At 68.0% G+C, this 19,028-nt stretch carries 2 protein-coding genes; both read right to left on the bottom strand.

Annotation, left to right across the window (positions count from 1 at the left end; all coding sequences use genetic code 11):
• Positions 1 to 24: 24 nt before the first annotated feature.
• Positions 25 to 9,963 carry a type I polyketide synthase gene (locus DAT35_RS17745; protein WP_158501755.1) on the bottom strand — a complete coding sequence of 3,313 codons (9,939 nt, stop codon included), beginning with the start codon at positions 9,961 to 9,963 and terminating at the stop codon, positions 25 to 27.
• Positions 9,964 to 9,995: 32 nt separating this feature from the next.
• Positions 9,996 to 19,016, bottom strand: a complete 9,021-nt coding sequence (locus DAT35_RS17750) for a type I polyketide synthase (protein ID WP_108068215.1) — start codon at positions 19,014 to 19,016, stop codon at positions 9,996 to 9,998.
• Positions 19,017 to 19,028: the final 12 nt, after the last annotated feature.

A 19,028-nucleotide genomic window follows, 5' to 3' on the forward strand; every position in this document is an offset into this window, starting at 1 on the left:
CCGTTTCCAGTTCAGGAGCCCTACCTATCCCCTGGCCTGCTCCGCACTCCGCGCGGCTCCGGTACTGTCCAGGACCGACTGCAAGCGATCCACGAGCTCTCCCAGGTGGGGCTCCCGCAACATCGTGGAATGCGAACCCGAAACCTCGATGCTCTCGAAAGGCCCCTGCACGAGCCGCTCCCACGCCGGTTGCAACCCGGCGACGGAAGAGGACGCCGCGGGGAGCCCGGACAAGAGCTCTTCGCGCGCCCGTAGCGTGGTCATCTTCAGGGAACACGGTTTCGGCGCGTAGCCCAGGATGGCTCGTGCGTTGCGCTCGAAATCGCCGAACATCCGCGAGAACGCGGTGAGGTCGAGATCCTTCTCACCCGCCGCTCGCGCCTGCTCGTGGACGTGCCGCAGCCTGTCCTCCGGCGTCATCTCCTCCAGGAGCAATCGATCCAGGCGCGCCACCAGCTCGGCACCGCCCACGTCGGCCGCGAACCACAAGAGGATGCCAACGTCGTCGGAGCAATAGTGGTAGGCCTCTGGCGTCCAGCTGTCGATCAGGATCAGGTGCTCGACGCTCTCCCCGCTCTCACGCAACTGGCGCGCCATCTCGTAGGCGAAGATTCCTCCCGTGGACCAGCCTCCGAGCAGATAGGGCCCCCGCTCCTGGACGGAGCGGATCTGCTCGATGTACTTCGCCACCCTCTTCTCGAGGGTCTCGGTGTCACTGTCGCCGAGGCCCGCGGCACGCAGCGCATAGATCGGGCGGCCCTCCCCGAGGCGGTTTGCCAGGGGGACGTAGCAGTTCACGTCGCCACCGGTCGGGTGCATCAAGAAGAGAGGCGCCGCGCTTCCCCCTTCCCGGAGCGCAATGAGCGGCGTCTGCGGCGCGGCGGGGGGCCGGCCCTCACCCAGGACCATGGCCAGACTCTCAATCGTATCCCCGGTCAGGAGGCTCGAGATGTGGAAGTCCTGTGCGAATTCCTTGCGGATGCGCGCCATCAACCGGACCGCCAGCAAGGAGTGGCCGCCGAGATCGAAGAAGCTGTCCTGAACACCAATGGGACGCCTCTGCAACAACTCCTCCCATATCCGCGTCAGGCGTACCTCGGTCGGAGTACGGGGCGCCACATACTTCGAGGTCGTGCTCTGGAGATTCTCCAGCGCCGGCAACGCTGCCCGGTTCACCTTCCCGTTCGCGGTCCTCGGGAATTCGTCGAGCAGGACGAACGCAGAGGGAATCATGGGGGAAGGGAGCCGCTTCTTGAGGAACGCGGCAATCTCCTCGGAAGAAGGCCGCACCTTGCCCGGCACCGTGGACGTCATGTAGGCGATGAGACGCTTGTCACCCGAATCGTCATCCCGGGCGACCACGACGGCATCCTGAATGCTTTCGTGCTCGGTCAGGTTCCGCTCGATCTCCTCGGCTTCGATCCGGTGGCCACGAATCTTCAGTTGCTGATCGGCGCGCCCGAAGAACTTGACGTCGCCGTTCGGCAGGAAGCACGCCTGGTCTCCGGTGCGGTACATGCGCGCCCCTGGATGAGTGCTGAAGGAATCCGGGAGGAAGCGCTCCGAGGTCAGGGTCGGCCGGTTGTGGTAGCCGCGGGCCACGCCCTCACCACCAATGTAGAGCTCTCCGGTGACTCCGGCCGGTACGAGCTGGCGGTTCGAGTCGAGGATATAGAACTGCGTGTTGGCAATCGGCTTGCCGATCGTGATCGCGGCGTCGCTCTCCACGCGGGCGGTGGACGACCAGATGGTCGTCTCCGTTGGACCGTACATGTTGTGGATCTCGCACGGCAGCGAGGAGAGATCCTTCACCAGGGCGGGCGGCAGCGCCTCACCCCCCAGCATCAGCATCCGCAGGCCATGGAGTGCCTCGAAGGTCTCGGAATCCATCGCCAGCATCCGAGCCATCGACGGCGTGCACTGGAGGTGGGTGACGCGGTGGCGCCGGATCTGCTCGGCGATCGAATCGCCTGCCTCGCTCGGCTCATTGCTGAGCTCCCGCAGCCGATTCAAGTACGTGAGGTTGGCCAGGACATCCCGGGTATCGACGCCGAAGTCGATCAGGCAGGCAACCTCATCGACCCCGATGGCCTTCAGGCGGTCGATAATAGGGAGACACGACTCGGGCGTCCCGAAGAGGCCGATGTTCCCGAAGAAGCGATCCACGGCCTTGGACAGCAGGAAGTCCATATCCTCCTTGGACAGGCTTTCGAACGAGGTCGTCCCCGCGAGTTGCCCCAGAGCGGCTTTCATCAGGTCCGCGGAGCACCTCAGGTACTCGGCGAGCGGACCGGGGACCTTGCGCCGCACGTAGTCTTCGTCGTGAGCGACGAAGGTGTGCATCATCAACGCGATGTGGCCCTGGCCCGGGTGGCCCGCCTCCGCCCACGCCTCGCGGTAGAGCTTCAGGTTCTTCTCCAGCCCCTCGATGTCCTGTCCGAGGAGGTGGGTCAGAAGCCCGGCGCCGCGCTGCCCCGCCAGCCGGTAGGTCTCCGGGTTGCCCGCCGCGGTGAGGAAATACGGCAGCTCCGCCTGAATGGGACGGGGCAAGGTCCTGACCTTCGCCTCCTGCCCCGCGCCGCCCGGGAAGTCGAGCGTCTCCCCGCGCCAGAGCCTGCGCACGGTGTCGATCCCCTCGAGCAGGAGCCGTCTCCGCTCCGCGTAGTTCTGCGGCATGAGCGCGAAGTCGTTCGCGTGCCAGCCGGACGCGAAGGAGAGCGCGACCCTGCCGTTCGAGAGGTTGTCGACGATCGACCACTCCTCGGCCACCCGGATGGGGTTATGCAGCGGAATGACGACGCTTCCGGCCCGGAGCTGGATCCGCTTCGTGGCCATGGCGATCGCCGCGCTCACGACGGACGGGTTGGGGTACGGGCCACCGAAGTCATGGAAGTGCCGCTCCGGCGTCCACACGGCCGTGAAGTCGTTCTGATCGGCGAACCTGGCTCCCTCCATCAGGATCTCATAGGAGTTGTCACCGCCGGCGGCGCTCGCGAAATAGAACAGGCTGAAGTCGATGCCTCTGTCGGCCTGTCCGCTGGCCTTCGGGGCCCGGGACCGGGAAACCGTCGGCGCGAGCTGCCTCGTGTTCTGGATCACGACCCGGAAGCCCCGAGCGAGCGTCCAGAACAGTTCGAGCACGGAGATGTCGAACGAGATGCTCGTGACGGCGAGCCAGGTTCCCACGTCGCCGCCGAGGCGCTCGTCCATCCCGGCGAAGAAATTCACGACGTTGCGGTGGGAGACCTCGGTGCCCTTCGGTTTCCCGGTGGAGCCCGAGGTGTACAGGATGTAGGCAAGGTGGTTGCTGCGAACGCCCGAGACAGGGTTCGCGATCGACTCTCGTGCGAGCGACTCCCGGTCCGAGTCGAGGCGAATCCTCTTCACGGGTGCTGCCGCCAGCGTCCGAGGGGCTCCCTCGCCCATGACGAGGACCTTCGCGCCCGAATCCTCGAGCATGAACGCCAGCCGGTCCTCAGGGTAGCCCGGATCCAACGGGACGTACGCCCCACCCGCCTTGAGGATGCCGAGCAGTCCCACCATCATGTCGATGGAGCGATCGATGCAGATGGCGACGAGGACCTCCGGCCCCACCCCCAGCGATTTCAGGCGGTGCGCGAGCTGGTTCGCGCGAGCATTGAGCTCCGCGTATGTGAGCTGCTCCTTCTGGAAGATCAGCGCCACGGCGTCCGGGGTCCGCTTCACCTGCGCCTCGAACAACTCGTGAACGCACGTGCCCCGCGCATACTCCACCGCGGTGTCGTTCCACTCCACCATGAGCTGGTGTCGCTCCTCGGCGCTCAAGAGCGAAATCTCCGAGACCCGGAGCTTGGACACATCGACGAGCGGGCGCGCCGGATCACCTTCGAGCTTCTCGAGAATCGCGGTGAAGTACCGCACGTAGCGCTCGATCGTCTCCTGCTTCCACAGCGCTCCGCTGTACATGAAGAGGAACTCCAACTCTCCACCGGCCTCGGTGACCTCCAGGTTGAGGTCGTACGGCGTGGCCCTGCGCATCATCGGGCGTTCGGTCAACGTGAGCCCGGGCAGCTGGATCGCCCCCCGCTCCTCCGCCTGCTCGTAGGAGAACATGACGTCGAAGAACGGGTTGTACCCATGGCCGCCCCCCTTCAGACGCTGGAGGATGACGCCCAACGGGAAGTCCTGGTGCTCGTTCGCCTCGAGGCAACGCCGCTTCACCTCGGCGAGGAGCTCGGCGAATGTGGCGTCAGCGGAGACCGCGACCCGCACCGGGAGCGCGTTGACGAACATTCCCACAGCATCCTCGAAGCCCCCACGCTGGCGCCCGTTCTGTGCCGTGCCAATGGTGATGTCGTGCTGCCCCGTGAGCCGCTGCAACAGCGTGTGGCAGGCCGAGAAGAGGAGCATGTAGAGCGACACGCCATGCTCGCGTGCCCGCTTCCGCAGGAGCCGCGCCGAGCGGCGCACGCGAACCTCTCCGCCCTCGAAGCACTGCACCGCGGGCCGCGGGAAGTCGAGCCCCAGCTCGAGGCGCGGCACCTCATCCGATAGGCGGTCACGCCAGTAGCGTTCCTGTGCCGCGGAGGCCTCGCTGAGCAGGAACTCCCGCTCCCACGTGGCATGCTCGCGGCCCTGCTTGACCACGGGAGGGAGTGCCTCGCCTTTGTACAGCGCCACGAGCTCCCGGACCACGATCGAGCCCGTGGTGCCGTCAGAGGTGATGTGGTGCAGGTCGATGGCCAGCACGTGCCGCTCTTCCGCCACCCGGAGCAGTCCTGCTCGGAAGAGAGGGGCGCTCGAGAGGGTGAAGGGCCGGATGAACTGCTGAAGCCATCCGTCGATGTCCCCGTCCACGGCGCGTTCGAGCTCGAATGGGACCGTCGGATGGACGCGCTGGACGAGCCGACCGTCGTCGCACAGCACGAAAGAGCTGCGCAGGGCTTCGTGCCGCCGGATGATCTCCCGGAAGCACGCCTCCAGGCGGACGTTATCCAGCGCGCCGTGGATCTCCCAGGCACCGTAGAGGTGATAGGCCAACTCCCCGTCCGGGAACTGGCACTGGAAGTAGAGCCCCCGTTGGATGGAGGACGTCGGGTATTCCACCACCGCGGTCAGGTCGTTCGCCGCCGAGGGCGTCGAAGCGGCGGTCGGGGCCACGTCACCAGAGCCGAGCCGCGGTGAAGGCGGCGGCGCGAATCCGGCCGCCATCATCTCGTCGATGCACTCCTTCAGCGCCGTGACGAACAGACGGATGTCGTCATCCGTGTGGGCAGTGGAGAGATAGAGGTTTCGGCCCTCCCACACATAGACGCCCTTGCACAGGAGCCGGTGATAGAGGAGCTCCCAGTCGCCCTTGAGCTCGATGCGGAACAGCGAGCCGAAGTGCACGAAGCGCACGGGCGCGCCGACCCGCTCGCAATGCTCGTTGAGCTCCCGCACGATCGCGGCCGTCCGCTCGTTGAGCCGCTCCTGCAGCCCGGCCCCCTCGCTCCGGAGGTGCCGCAACACCGCGCCCGCCGCTGCCAGCGATAGCGGATGGTGGCAGAAGGTTCCAGCGACGAAGGTGTTCTGCACCTTGGGATACGAGTCGTCGCCAAAGCGCCAGGCGCCACCGTCCACGGCATCCATGAACCGCTGAGTACCGGCCACGATGCCGATCGGCAGCCCGCCTCCGATGATCTTGCCGTAGGTGACGAGATCCGCGTGGACGCCGAAGTGCGCCTGGGCGCCTCCCGGGCCAATGCGGAAGCCGGTGATGACCTCGTCGAAGATCAGGGCCGCCCCCGCATCCGCGGTGATACGGCGCAGCTCGTGGAGGAAGCTCCGAGGCTGGAGATCGGGACGTCGGCTCTGCACGGGCTCCACCAGCACCGCCGCGAGCTCCGAGGCGCATCCGCGAATCGCCTCGAGCGAGGCAGGATTGCCGTACTCGAGCACCAGGATGTCGGAGACCGTGCCTCGGGTCGTACCAGGTGCCAGCGGGGCACCCTGCGCGGTGCCTTCGGAGTCGGCCACCGCCAGAACCCCGTCGAAGGTCCCGTGATACGAGCCGCTGAATATCACCACCTTCGAGCGACCCGTGATGGCGCGTGCCAGGCGCAGCGCCACCATCACCGCTTCGGTGCCGGTGTTGTAGAAGGCAACCCGCTCGACCCCGGTGGCCTCGACGATCATCTTCGCCACTTCACCCGGCAGCGGTGTCATGGGTCCGAGCGGTGCGCCGCGGCCCAACTCCTCGACGACCGCGTCGGCGATGAACGCCGGGCGGTGCCCGAAGAGATACACTCCGAAGCCCATCGTCACGTCGACGTATGCGTTGCCATCGACATCCCAGACCCTGCCTCCTTCCGCGCGGACGACCTGGAGCGGATAGGTGATCTCCTTCCAGGAGGGCCGGAACCCGGCGACTGCACGGTTGTTGGCGACCGTCGCCCGGGTCTCCTCGGTGAGGCGCTTCGAGCCCGGCGTGCGAGCCGTGTAGTCCCGGATGAGCGTCTTCAGGAACTCGCCCTGTCGGGCCTGCAGTTCGGGATCACGCTTCGTGTTGATTCTCCGGTACGGCACGAAGGCCGCCGGAGCCCCGGCGCGAGCCACGGGCGCGCTCACCTTTTCCCTGGCGGCGAGCACCGGAGCAGGCCGCACCGCGGGCTCCTTCCCGGCCAGCGGTGCGGGCGCGCGTGTCCCCGAGGCGTCGTCGCCACGAGCCCGCCGCAGCAGCGCGAGTTGTTCCGTGACGATCCGCTCGACACGTTCCCGAGAGCTGGCCCCGTCGCTGGGGTGACGCAACAACGCGAGCTGATCCACGACGATCCGCTCGAGCGTCCCCTGCGAGTCGGCGCCGTTCACCGCCGACTCCGCCACCACCGGCGCGGTCACCTCCAGCGCGAGCGACGGTTCCTGCGCGGGCTCGGGCGGCAGTTCCCTGTCCAGGAACGACGCGATCTTCCTGACCGTCGACAACTCCTCGTGGAAGGAATTGACGGGGATCAGCACTCCGAAACGCTTCTCGATGACCTTCCGGAGGCCGAACAGCGCGAGCGAGTCCACCCCGAGCTGGAACAGATCATTGTCGACGGGGATCTCGGAGGGCGGGTCGCCCGTGAACCCTCCAACCATCTCGCAGAGCTCGACGAGGATCCTGGCGTCCCGAGCTGCCGTCCCCGAAGACGCGGGGCCTCTGGACTCAACGGGCGGATGCCGTGGAACGGTCGGTGCCGCGAGCGGCGCGGCCTCCGGGGCCTGGGCCGGGGCCTCCGGTGCGAGCAACGGGCGCCTGGTGGCCGGAGCCTCGAGCCAATACCGCTCCCGCTGCCAGGGATACGCCGGGAGCGGCACCCGCCGCCCACCCGCGGGGAAGACACGCGACCAGTCGATCCGCGCCCCCGTGGACCAGAGGCTTCCCAGCGCCTCGAGCACGCTCACCGGTTCCTCACGGCCAGCGCGCAGCGACACGATCAGCGCCGGCTCCGCGTCCGGCAGGCAGGCCGTCACCAGGCCGAGCAGCGTCGACTTCGGGCCCACCTCGACGAACGTTCCCGCTCCGGCTTCGTGCAGCGCTTTCACCCCGTCCGCGAAGCGAACCGCCTCACGCACGTGGCGCACCCAGTAGCCCGGCGTACTCACCTCGTCCGAGACCCGCTTCCCACTCAGGTTGCTGACCAGCGAAAGCGACGGTCGCCGGTAGGTGACCGACTCGGCCACGCGCTCGAACGCTTCCAGCATCGGCCCCATGAGTGGCGAGTGGAATGCGTGAGACACGCGCAACTGCCGGGTACGCACCCCACGTGCGGCGAATGATGCGGCAATCGCGTGCACGGATTCCGCGACGCCCGCGATCACCACCTGCTCCGGCCCGTTGATCGCGGCGATCGACACCGAGGCCACATGCGATGCCAGTGCGGCGGCAACCTCGGACTCCGGAGCGGAGATGGACACCATCGCTCCACCAGCCGGCAGCGCCTGCATGAGCCGGCCGCGAGCCGCCACCAACCGCACCGCGTCTTCGAGTGAAAACACACCTGCCACACAGGCGGCCACCAGCTCGCCGATGCTGTGACCCGCCACCAGCTCCGGTTCCACGCCCCACGAGCGCCACAGCGCCGCGAGCGCGTACTCCAGCGCGAACAACGCCGGCTGGGTGTACGCCGTCTGGTCCAGCAACGCGGCCTCGGCGCTGCCCGGCTCGGACCACATAACCTCGCGCAACGGCCGTTCGAGCTCCCGATCGAACAGTGCAATGCACGAGTCGAGCGCCTCACGGAACGCAGGCCACGCCGCGGAGAGCCCACGACCCATTCCCGGAACCTGTGCGCCCTGCCCCGTGAACAGGAAGGCGAGCTTGCCGCGCGAGGCGTTGGCGGTGCCGCGCACCGCGCCCTGAGGGAGCTGTCCCTGCGCCGCGGCCTCCAACGCCGCCCGAAGTGTCTCGCGCGAGGTCGTCATGACCGCGAGCCGATGCTCCATGGGACTGCGTGTCGTCGCCAGGCTGAAGGCAACATCACCGAGGCCCAGCTCCGGGTGCGCATCCACGTGGTCCCGCAGCCGTGCCGCCGCGGCGCCCAGGGCCTCCGCGCTCCTGGCCGACAGCACCAGAAGCTCCGCCGGCCGCTCGGGCGCAGCGGGCGCGAGCTCCGCCGCTGGCGCTTCCTCCAGCACCACATGTGCGTTGGTGCCACTCAACCCGAAGGAGCTCACTCCCGCGAGACGCGGCCTGTCCGTCCGCGGCCAGGATACCGGCTCCGTCGCCAGGGAGAGCGCGGACCCTTCGATCTCGATGTGCGCGTTGAGCGTGCGGAAATTGAGGTTCTTCGGAATGCGCTCCTGCTTGAGCGCGAGCGCCGCCTTGATCAAGCCCGCGACACCCGCGGCGGCCTCGAGATGGCCGATGTTGGTCTTCACCGCGCCCAGCACACAGCTCGAACGATCGGGCCGCGCCGCCCCCAGCACCGCCCGGAGCGCCTCGACCTCGATGGGGTCACCCAACGAGGTTCCCGTCCCGTGGGTCTCGACATAACCAATGGCCCCGGCTTCGACACGTGCGCGCTGCAAGGCCTCGCGCAGCAGCGCCTCCTGGGCCAGCACGTTGGGCGTCGTGAGCCCCGTCGACCGGCCATCCTGGTTGATGGCCGAACCGCGAATCAGCGCCCAGATCCGGTTTCCATCCCGCCGCGCGTCGCTCAATCTCTTGAGCGCGATCAGACCGCAGCCCTCCCCCCGAACAAAACCATTGGCCGAGGCATCGAAGGTCCGGCAACGACCATCGGGCGAAAGCGCCTGGGTATGCGCCAGGCCTTCCATCGTGTCGGGGGAGAGAAGCATGTTCACGCCTCCCGCCAACACCAGATCACTCTCCCGGGTGCGCAGACTGCGACAGGCGAGATGAATGGCCACCAACGACGACGAACACGCCGTATCGACAGTCAGGCAGGGCCCCTGCAACCCCAGGGTGTAGGACAGCCGTCCGGCGGCAATGCTGAGCAGGTTGCCGGTGGTGCTGTACGCGTCCTGCTCGTCATGCGGCTGACGCGCGACGGTGTCGGCGTAGTCGCTGGAGCAGGCGCCGACGAACACGCCGGTGCGGCTCCCTTCGAGCGACCCCGGCGGAACACCAGCGTCCTCGAGCGTTTCCCAGGCGACTTCCAGCAGCAGGCGATGCTGCGGGTCGAGCGACCGGGCCTCTCGGGGAGCAATGCCGAAAAACGCGGCGTCGAAGTGGTCCACGGCCTCGGTGAGCAGCCCCGCCCAGCGAGGCACATCCTCGCCAGGTCGGGCGCCCACCAGCGCCCAGCGCGGCTCGAGAGGCTGGACCGCGTCCCGGCCCTCCTCGAGCAACTTCCAGAACGTCTCCGGACTGTCGGCGCCGCCAGGAAAGCGACAGCCAATGCCTACGATGGCGAGCGGCTCGGTCTGCTCCTGTTCCACCTGTTCGAGAGAAGCAAGCCGCTCCTCCAGCCGCCGGATGATGATGGCTGCCTTCTTCAACCGATCCTGCTGCGAGCTAGAGCTGGAGTTATTCATGCGAGCACCTCGAACTTCTCGTCGATCAGTCGCGCCAACTCCGCCTGCGACATGTCCTCGACCTCATTGGAAGAATCAGTGTGGGTCGGCGATGACTTCGCGGGGGGTTCCTCGCGTACTCCACGAGCCAGGTGCCCGCTCAGTGCCACCACGGTGGGGTAGGTCCACAAGAGGCTCGCCGGTGCGCGAATGCCCAGCGCGGCCTCGATACGGTTGCGCAACTCCAGACCCATCAGCGAGTCCATGCCCAGGCTGGAGAGAGGAGCCGCGACGTCGATCTTCCCTTCGGGGATGCGCAGCACCTGCGAGACCTGCCCCCGGAGGAATTCCTGGAACAGCAACGCTCTCGCGCCCGGCTCGGCAGCGGCAATCCGTTCGAGCAGGTTCCTGTCCCCGACGGGCCGTCCGGCCCGCTGCTCGGCCATCAGCCGCGACAACATCCGCGAGGACGCCGCCGCCTGGTTGAACCCCACCCACTGCCGCAGATCAAGCGGCACCACTCCCACCTGCGCACGGTCGCTGTCCAGCAGGCGCGCCAGCACGGACAGGCCCTCGGCGGGGGTGAGACTCTTCATTCCACGAGAGGCCAGCCGCGCACCGCGGCCATCCTGCGCGGCGGCCAGACCCACCTCCGAGAACGCGCTCCAGTCGATGCTCAGCGCCGACAGGCCCTGCGCCCTTCGGTGGTGAGCCAGCGCATCCATGAAGGCATTGGCGGCGGCGTAGTTGCCCTGACCCGCCGAGCCCATGAGGCCCGCCACCGAGGCGTGCATCACGAAGAAGTCCAGCGGCGCCTCCCGGGTGAGCTCGTGCAGGTGCAAGGAGCCCTGGACCTTGGGCGCCATGACCTTGCGCAAGCGCGTCGGGTCCTGTTGCTGCAACATTCCGTCGTCCAACAGCCCCGCGGCGTGGACGACCCCGCGCAGCGGCATCCCCGACGCGACCACCTCGTCGAGAACCCGCACGAGCTGCGCCCGATCGGCGACGTCGGCTTTCGCCACCGTCACACGGACGCCCCGGGCGGAGAGCGCGTCGACAGCGGTCTTCTGCTCCGGGCTCGCGGCCCCCGACCGGCCCATCAGCACGAGGTGGCCGGCCCCCTGCTCCGCCAACCACCCGGCCACGCTCAGACCGAGTCCGCCCAGACCGCCGGTCACGAGGTAGGAGCTGTCGCGGCGAATCGTGGCGCGGGACTCCGCCGGCACGCGGACCCGGACCTCCGGATCCTCCAACATGAGCACGAGCTTCCCGAGATGCTGCGCCTGCGCCATCTTCCGGAACGCATCGGCGACCTGGGAGATCGGCAGGGTCGCGATGGGCGGAGGAGTGAACGCACCCGCGGAGATCAGGCCGAGCATTTCCTCGAAGAGCGCACGGACCCGCGCCGGCTGCTTGAGCATCATTCCCCGCAGGTCCACCAGCGAGAACGACAGGTTGCGCAGGAACGGCTGCAGACCAAGCCGGTTGTTCGCGTAGTAGTCGCGCTTGCCCAACTCCACGAAGCGACCGTGGTCGCGCAGGAGATTGAAGCTCTTGTTGATGAACTCGCCCGAAAGCGAGTTGAGCACGACATCCACCCCCTCGCCGCCCGTCCACTCGCGCACATCCGCGACGAACCGGTCCGAGCGGGAATCGCTCACGTACCGCACCCCCAACGACTCCAGGTAGGCACGCTTCTCGGGCGTACCGGCCGTCGCGTAGACCTCGGCCCCTACGTGCCGCGCCCACTGCACCGCGGCCAGGCCGACACCGCCGGTCGCCGCGTGGATCAGCACCCGCTCCCCAGGCTGCAGGCGGGCCACTCTGTCCAGGGCATACCACGCCGTCAGATACGCGATCGGCATCGCGGCCGCATCGGTCGCCGAGAGCCCCGAAGGCCGTGGCAGCACCAGCGTGGCCGACGTGGTGACGTGAGAAGCAAAGGCTCCTCCCGCCAGAGCGATCACCGGTTGGCCCACCGCGAGACCGCTCACGCCCTCGCCCACGGCGACGATACGCCCGGCGCACTCGCCCCCGAGCACCAGCGGTGCGTTGGGCTCCCCCGCCGTGTCATGAGGCATCACGCCCAGCGCCAGCAGGACGTCGAGGAAGTTGAGTCCCGCCGCCTCGACGGCGATCTGCACCTCGCCCCGACCCGGAGCGCGCCGCTCCGCGACACGGAGCGCCAGGTGATCGAGCACGCCCGGCTTGTCGATCTCCAGCCGGAAGGGCCTGTCACCCGGGGGCTCGAGCTTCTCCCGGCGCTCGGTCTCGGGCAGCCGGCGGACGAGCCGGGCCACGAGCCGCTCACCCCCACGCAACGCGACCTCCTCTTCGGCGTCGTCTCCGAGCAACTCCGCCAGCAGGGCGCCGACCTCGCCTTCCGGACGAGCCGGATCCAGGTCGACGCGACCACACCGCAGCTCCGCGTGCTCCAGGGCGATGACGCGACCCAGTCCCAGAAGCGCGGCCTGCCCCACGGAGACATCGCCGGCACCAGCGGCCTGAGCGCCGCGGGTCAACAGCCACAGACGCGGCGCATCTCTCCACCCCATACCGGCCAGGGCCTGCACCGTGTAGAGCACGCTGTCACAACCGCGAGCCAGTGCCGTCTCGATGGCGCCGGAGTCGAGCTCACGTCCCCCATCAAGGCTGCCGAGGTGCACGACGGCCGTCGGAGCCTGTCCGCCGAAAGCATCGGCCAGGAGGGCTCGTACGCCAACGGTGCTCGTATCGTTCCCGGTCGCATGGACGACGGCATGGCCAGCCGCCTCCAGCGCCGAGCGCAACGAGTGGCCGAGTCCATCGCCCCCGCCCAGCAGCAGCCACCGACCCGCTTTGACTCTGGCGGTGGCCGGGGCCGCGGGCTCCCAGGTGAGATCCAGGAACCAGTCGTCTTCTTCCTTCCGACGCGAGCCGCCTTCCAGTCGCTGCACCACGAGCCCGGAAATCTCGGCGACCCGAGCCCCCGTGCTGTCGACCAGCCAGAAGTCGGCACTCCGCCGCTCGGGTGCCTGTTGCCCGGCGCTCACGCTCCGCACATGGCACCACAGCTCCCCCGAAGGCCGCTGGAACAGCCGCAGCGAGCCCAGCTCCACGGGCACCCACGGCGTCGTCTCTCCGCTGTCGGCGAGCGCGACGGCCATCACATGGAAGCACGCATCCAGCAGCGCCGGATGCAGCCGGTACGCCGCCGAGGAGCCGGCGAGCTCGGGCAGCCGCACCCGTCCCAGCGCCTCACCCTCACCTCGCCACAGCTCGGCAAGCCCCTGGAACGCCGGCCCGTACTCGAGCCCCATCCCGGTCAGTGCCGAATAGGCCGCCGCGGCGGGCACACTGGCTCCCAACCGGGCGCGCAGCGCCGCCAGATCCAACCCCACAGGGGCCTCGGCGTGCTCCGCCCGACGCAACGTGCCGCGGGCATGGACTCGCCAGGACGCACGGCCGGCGTCCGACATCCGGCTCGCGACCTGGAAGTGCAGCCGTCCCGGTTGTTCCTCGGTCGTCACCATCTGCACCGGCACCGCCGCATCACCCGCGAAGGCCAGCGCCTGCGCCAGCACCACGTCGGTGATCTGGAGCGGGCCATCACCCAGGTCCTCGGCCCCGGACGACAGCGCCATCTCCAGGTACGCCGCTCCCGGAAACACGACCGCCCCCTGCACCCGGTGATCACCGAGCCACGGCAGCCGCTTGAGATCCAGCGTCGTCTCCCACAGGCGCGTGCTCGTCTCGGTTGAAAGCGTCTGGGACTCACCCAGGAGCGGGTGGCCTCCTGAATGAGCGCGACGCTTGGAACCCGAGGCGCGCTCGGCCGGCACTTCGAGCCAGTACCGATCCCACTGCCAGGGATAGGTCGGCAGCGGCACACTCTGGCCTCCCGCGGGGAACAACCGCTCCCAGGTCACCGGATAGCCCTGCACCCACAGCGCGCCCAGTGCCTCCAGCATCGACGGGCGCTCGTCCTGCCCACGCCGCAGCGAGCCCACCGCGGCCCCCTCGCGCTCCGACGCCCGCCGGATCTCCTCGACCGAAATCGTCAGGATCGGATGCGGGCTCATTTCCACGAAGAGCCCATGACCGTCGTCCAGCAGCGCTTGTACCGCTTCGGCGAAGCGCACCGGCTGTCGAAGGTTGTCCGCCCAGTAGCTCGCCCGCAGTTCCGGACCCTCCACGGTCGCACCCGTCACCGTCGAGCGCATCGACACCGCCGCTTCCAGCGGCTCGAGCCCGCCGAGCGCGGCCAGGAGCTCCTCACGCAACGGGTCCACCTGCGGGCTGTGGCTGGCGACGTCCACCTTCACCCGTCGGCAGAACACGCCCTTCGCCTCCAGCGCCGACAGCACCTCCGAAAGCGCCGCCGGATTGCCCGACAGCACCGTCGAGCGGGGACTGTTGCTCACCGCCACGCCCAGCCGGTCTTCGTAGCCCCGGAGCGCGACCTCGGCCTCGGCCAGCGACAGCTCGACGAGCGCCATCTCGCCCTGACCACTGATCCGCCGCAACAGGAGGCTGCGCCGGCAGATGATCGCCACGGCATCCTCGAGCGACAAGGCACCGGCCACATGCGCGGCCGCGACCTCGCCCATGCTGTGTCCCACCACCGCGTCCGGCTCCACCCCCCACGAGCGCCACAGCGCCGCGAGCGCGACCTCCAGGGCGAACAGCACCGGCTGCACCACGTCGATGTGGTCGAGGCGCGAAACGGTCTCATCGGCGGCGAGCTCCGAGAGGAGCGACCAACCCGCTTCGGCCTGAATGGCCCGGTCGCATGCCTCCAGCGCGGCGCGGAAGACGGGCTCCTGGGCCAGGAGTTGCCGACCCATCCCCACCCACTGCGAGCCCTGGCCAGGGAATACGAAGACCACCTTCGGCACACCGCCGGCGGAGGTGCGACCCCGCACGGCCCCCGGCGGAATCTGGCCCTGTGCCGCCGCATCGAGCGCCGCGTGCAACGCCTCGCGGGAGTTCGCCGCCACCGCGAGCCGGTGCTCCATCGGGCTACGCGTGGTCGCCAGGCTGAACGCCACTTCCCCCAGCCCCAGTTCCGGGTGCGCATCCAGGTGCGCCGCGAGCCGCCCCGCCACACCATCCAACGCCGTCGAGCTCCGGGCCGACAGCACCACGAGCTCGGACGGACGCGCGAGCAACACCGGCGCGAGCACCTCCTTCGGCGCTTCTTCCAACACCACGTGGGCGTTGGTACCGCTCAGGCCGAACGAGCTCACGCCCGCCCGCCGAGGCGAATTCCACTCCGGCCATGGCATGCTCGTGCGCGTCACGGACAACGGCAGTTCGCCCCACGAGAGCCGGGGGTTCAGTGTCTGCGCGTGGAGGTGCGCGGGGAGCCGCCCTTCCCGAAGGGACAGGACGACCTTCAGGAGCCCGGCGATTCCCGCCGCATACTCGAGATGGCCAATGTTCGTCTTCACCGACCCGAGCAGCAACGGCTCGGCGGAGGTCCGCCCGGGGCCATACACCACGTTCAGGGCTTCGGCTTCGATGGGATCGCCCAGGGGCGTACCCGTGCCATGCGCTTCGATATAACCCACCGACGACGGGGCGCAGCCCGCATCCTCCAGGGCTCGCCTCAGCACGGCTTCTTGCGCACTTCCATTCGGCACGGTCAGACCACTGCTCGCGCCGTCATGGTTGATCGCCGATCCTCGAATCAGGGCCAATACCCGGTTGCCGTCCGCACGGGCCTGACTGAGTCGCTTGAGAACAACGACAGCACACCCCTCGCCGCGCCCGTAGCCATCTGCGTCCGCCGAGAACGTCTTGCAGCGTCCATCCGTCGCCAGCGCGCGGCTCTTCGAGAGCCACACGAAGGTGCTCGGCGACAGCATCAGCGACACTCCGCCGGCCAGGGCCATGGTGCACTCCCCGGAGCGCAAACTCTGGCAGGCCTGATGAATGGCCACGAGGGAGGACGAACAGGCCGTATCCACCGCGAAGCAGGGCCCTTGCAGCCCCAGGACGTACGAGATTCGGCCAACGCCGACGCTGGGCATCGTTCCCAACCCGGTGTAGGCGTCGATTCCAACGGAGGCCACCGCCTGAGGCCGGGCGGCCTCATACTCGGACGGGCCGATCCCGACGAAGAGCCCCGTTTCGGTCCCGACGAGTCCCTTCGGAGGAACCGCCGCGTTTTCCAATGCCTCCCAGCACACCTCCAGCAGGAGTCGGTGCGAGGGATCCATCCGCAAGGCTTCGCGGGGCGAAATACCGAAGAAGGCGGGATCGAAGCTGGCCACATCCTTCAGGAACGAACCGCGCGTCACGGACGTTTTTCCCGGGGCATCGGGGTCGGAATCGAGCCACCCCGACACATCCCACCGGTCCGCGGGGAATTCGCCGACGGTGTCCTTCGCGCTGTCGAGGAGCGTCCAAAGCCCCTCCAGGTCGACGACACCACCCGGCAACCGGCAACCCACTCCGACAATCGCGATTGGCTCCTCGGCGGCGTCCCCGGCGGGACGGTTCGCCACGAGCGGAGCGGACTCTCCCTTCGTCTCGAGCGAAAGCGCTTCGAGCACGAAGCGCGCGAGCGCCTCGATGTTGGGACGCGAGAAGGTGATGGTATCCGAGACCTGCTGCTGAATCCGGTTCGACAGTGCACGCGCCAGCGCCACCGAACGGAGCGAGTCGAACCCGAGCTCCATCAATCCCTTGCGATCCGCGTCCTCGCCGATCTCCCTGCCCAGCAGTTCCGCGACCTCGGCCCGGACCAGCCGCCGCACCTCCCGGAACCGCCCGGAAGAGGGCAACTCCTCCAGGCGTCGCCCCCATGCGGAGGCGTTCGACGAAGCAGCCGTTCGAACGACGGCCAGTCTGCCGTCGCGACCACTCTCCGAGCTCGCGCCGGTCATCGACCGCCCGTCCTGCGCCAGGAGACACATGGTCCGATGCGGTTGGGGAAACGCGAATCTCCTCCAGTCGATGTCGATGCCCTGCGCATGGAGCGCCCCGAGGCATGCGAGCAGCGAAGGCCAGTTGTCGCGCTGTCCATTCAACGACGGCGCGCACACGGCAGGACCTTCACCCAGACACTGAACCACCAGGTTCGTCAGTGTCGCACCGGGCCCGATCTCCACATAGGCGGAGACACCTCGGCTCTGGAGGGTTTCAATGGCCGCCATGAACCGCACCGGCTCCAGCATGTGGCGAACCCAGTATTCCGGATTCGTCACATCCCCCTCGCGCCCCCCATCCACCGTACTGACGAAAGGAATCTGCGGGGCCGAATAGCCAACCGACCCACATACCGCCCGGAACGCGGCCTCCGCGGGCAACATCAGCGGCGAATGGAACGCATGCGCGGTCTGAAGTGGCGTCGTCCGGATCCCCTGGGCCGCGAGCTCCCGAGACAGGGCCTCCAGCTCACCTGTCTCGCCTGCGAGCACCAGGCTCTCCAGCGCATTGAAGGCGGAGATGACGACTCGTCCAGCACGGCTCGAGAGATACGGAGTGAGCTGATCGACGCTCGCTCGCACGGCGCACATGGAGCCCGGAATCGCGTGATCCCTCATCGCCTGAGCGCGACCCACGACCAGCCGGATGGCGTCACGCAGCGAAAAAGCCCCTGCGACACAAGCGGCCGCGAACTCGCCGAGACTGTGCCCCACAAGCACGTTCGGATGCACGCCCCATGACCGCCACAGGTGAACCAAGGAATACTGAAGCGCGAAAAGGGCGACCTGCGCCTCGACACCATCTTCGATCGGCTGGTCCGCATCCCGACACAAGACATCGACGAGCGACCCTCCGATCAACTCATCCGAGATCCGTGCGCATTGTTCGATCCCGGCACGGAAGACGGGGCTGGTCTCGAACAGCTCTCGTCCCATTCCGGTTCGTGCGGAGCCCTGGCCGGTGAACACGAACGCCACCACGGGACGCCTGTCGACGACGCGCCGCGCGCCGAGCGCTGGAACGCGTCCCTGGGCCGCGGTCCGCAGGCCCTGCGCCAGAGAGGCCGCGTCGGCTGCGACAAGAGCGAGCCGGTGCGAGCCTGCGCCGGCATTCACGACGGCCTGGATGTCGCCTGGCGACGATCCTTCTCGAGACTCTTGCTCGATGAACCCACCCAATTGCTCCGCGCCACGCCGAAGCTCCTCATCACTCTCGGCGACGAGCGTGCAAAGAGAGACAGGGCGACGGAACGCCTCGGGCTCCGCGGCCGTTCGGAGGTCGTCGATCCACGCGGGGACCGCGAGGAAGGAACGCGCCACATGGCGATACCGGACGTGGAAGCTATGTCGCGTGTAGGGGATACCGCGCTCGTCGCCAAGGCTGGCGATCGCGGCCCGAAGCTCGGCATCGAACCGCTCTCGATCGGCCGGGGGGATGACCGAATAGTGTGCCTCCGAGCGAATCTGCCAGGCCCAATGAGCTTCCAGGGTGTCGTAATGCGCCGTCGTCTCTTCCGTGATCGTCAGCCCGGAGGACTCGAAACCGGAGAACAGACCATCGACGATATTTCGATCGAACGCGGCCATCATCGACGCCGCGCGCAGGCGCGTCTCCAGATCGACATATCTGGAGAGGACCTCGGCCGTCTTCCGTGAGAATTCTCGCCCGGTGTTCAAGCCGATGAACCACATGTCGAGCTCGCCGTCTTCCTTCAGGACACGACGGATTTCGGCGGCGCCTCGCCTGGGATCATTGGACCAATGAAATGCCCAGATACTGTACAGATAGTCCACCGAGGCGTCCGCGAGCGGCAGGTCCTCGAACCGACCCTCCCGAAGTTCGACCGAGGCGTTCCCCGCGTTGCGCTGCTGCGCGAAGAGACGCATCTGCTCGGAGGGCTCAACCCCGATGAACTTCGTGGAAGCAGGCGCGCGACCCTGCAGATGGTGCAGAGCACCTCCGGTCCCGCACCCGACATCGACGATGACACGATACTGGGGCTTGAGGACAAAGGCCTCGTACGAGCCGCGGGCGTGCTCGCCCCAGAATGAATTTTCGTTCGACTGCGTGTCGTACTTGTCAGCGACTTTCGAATAGCTGGCGGCGGGAATGTTCGAGATCATCGTCAAGGCTCC

Source organism: Vitiosangium sp. GDMCC 1.1324 (assembly GCF_003044305.1).
GTDB lineage: Bacteria > Myxococcota > Myxococcia > Myxococcales > Myxococcaceae > Archangium.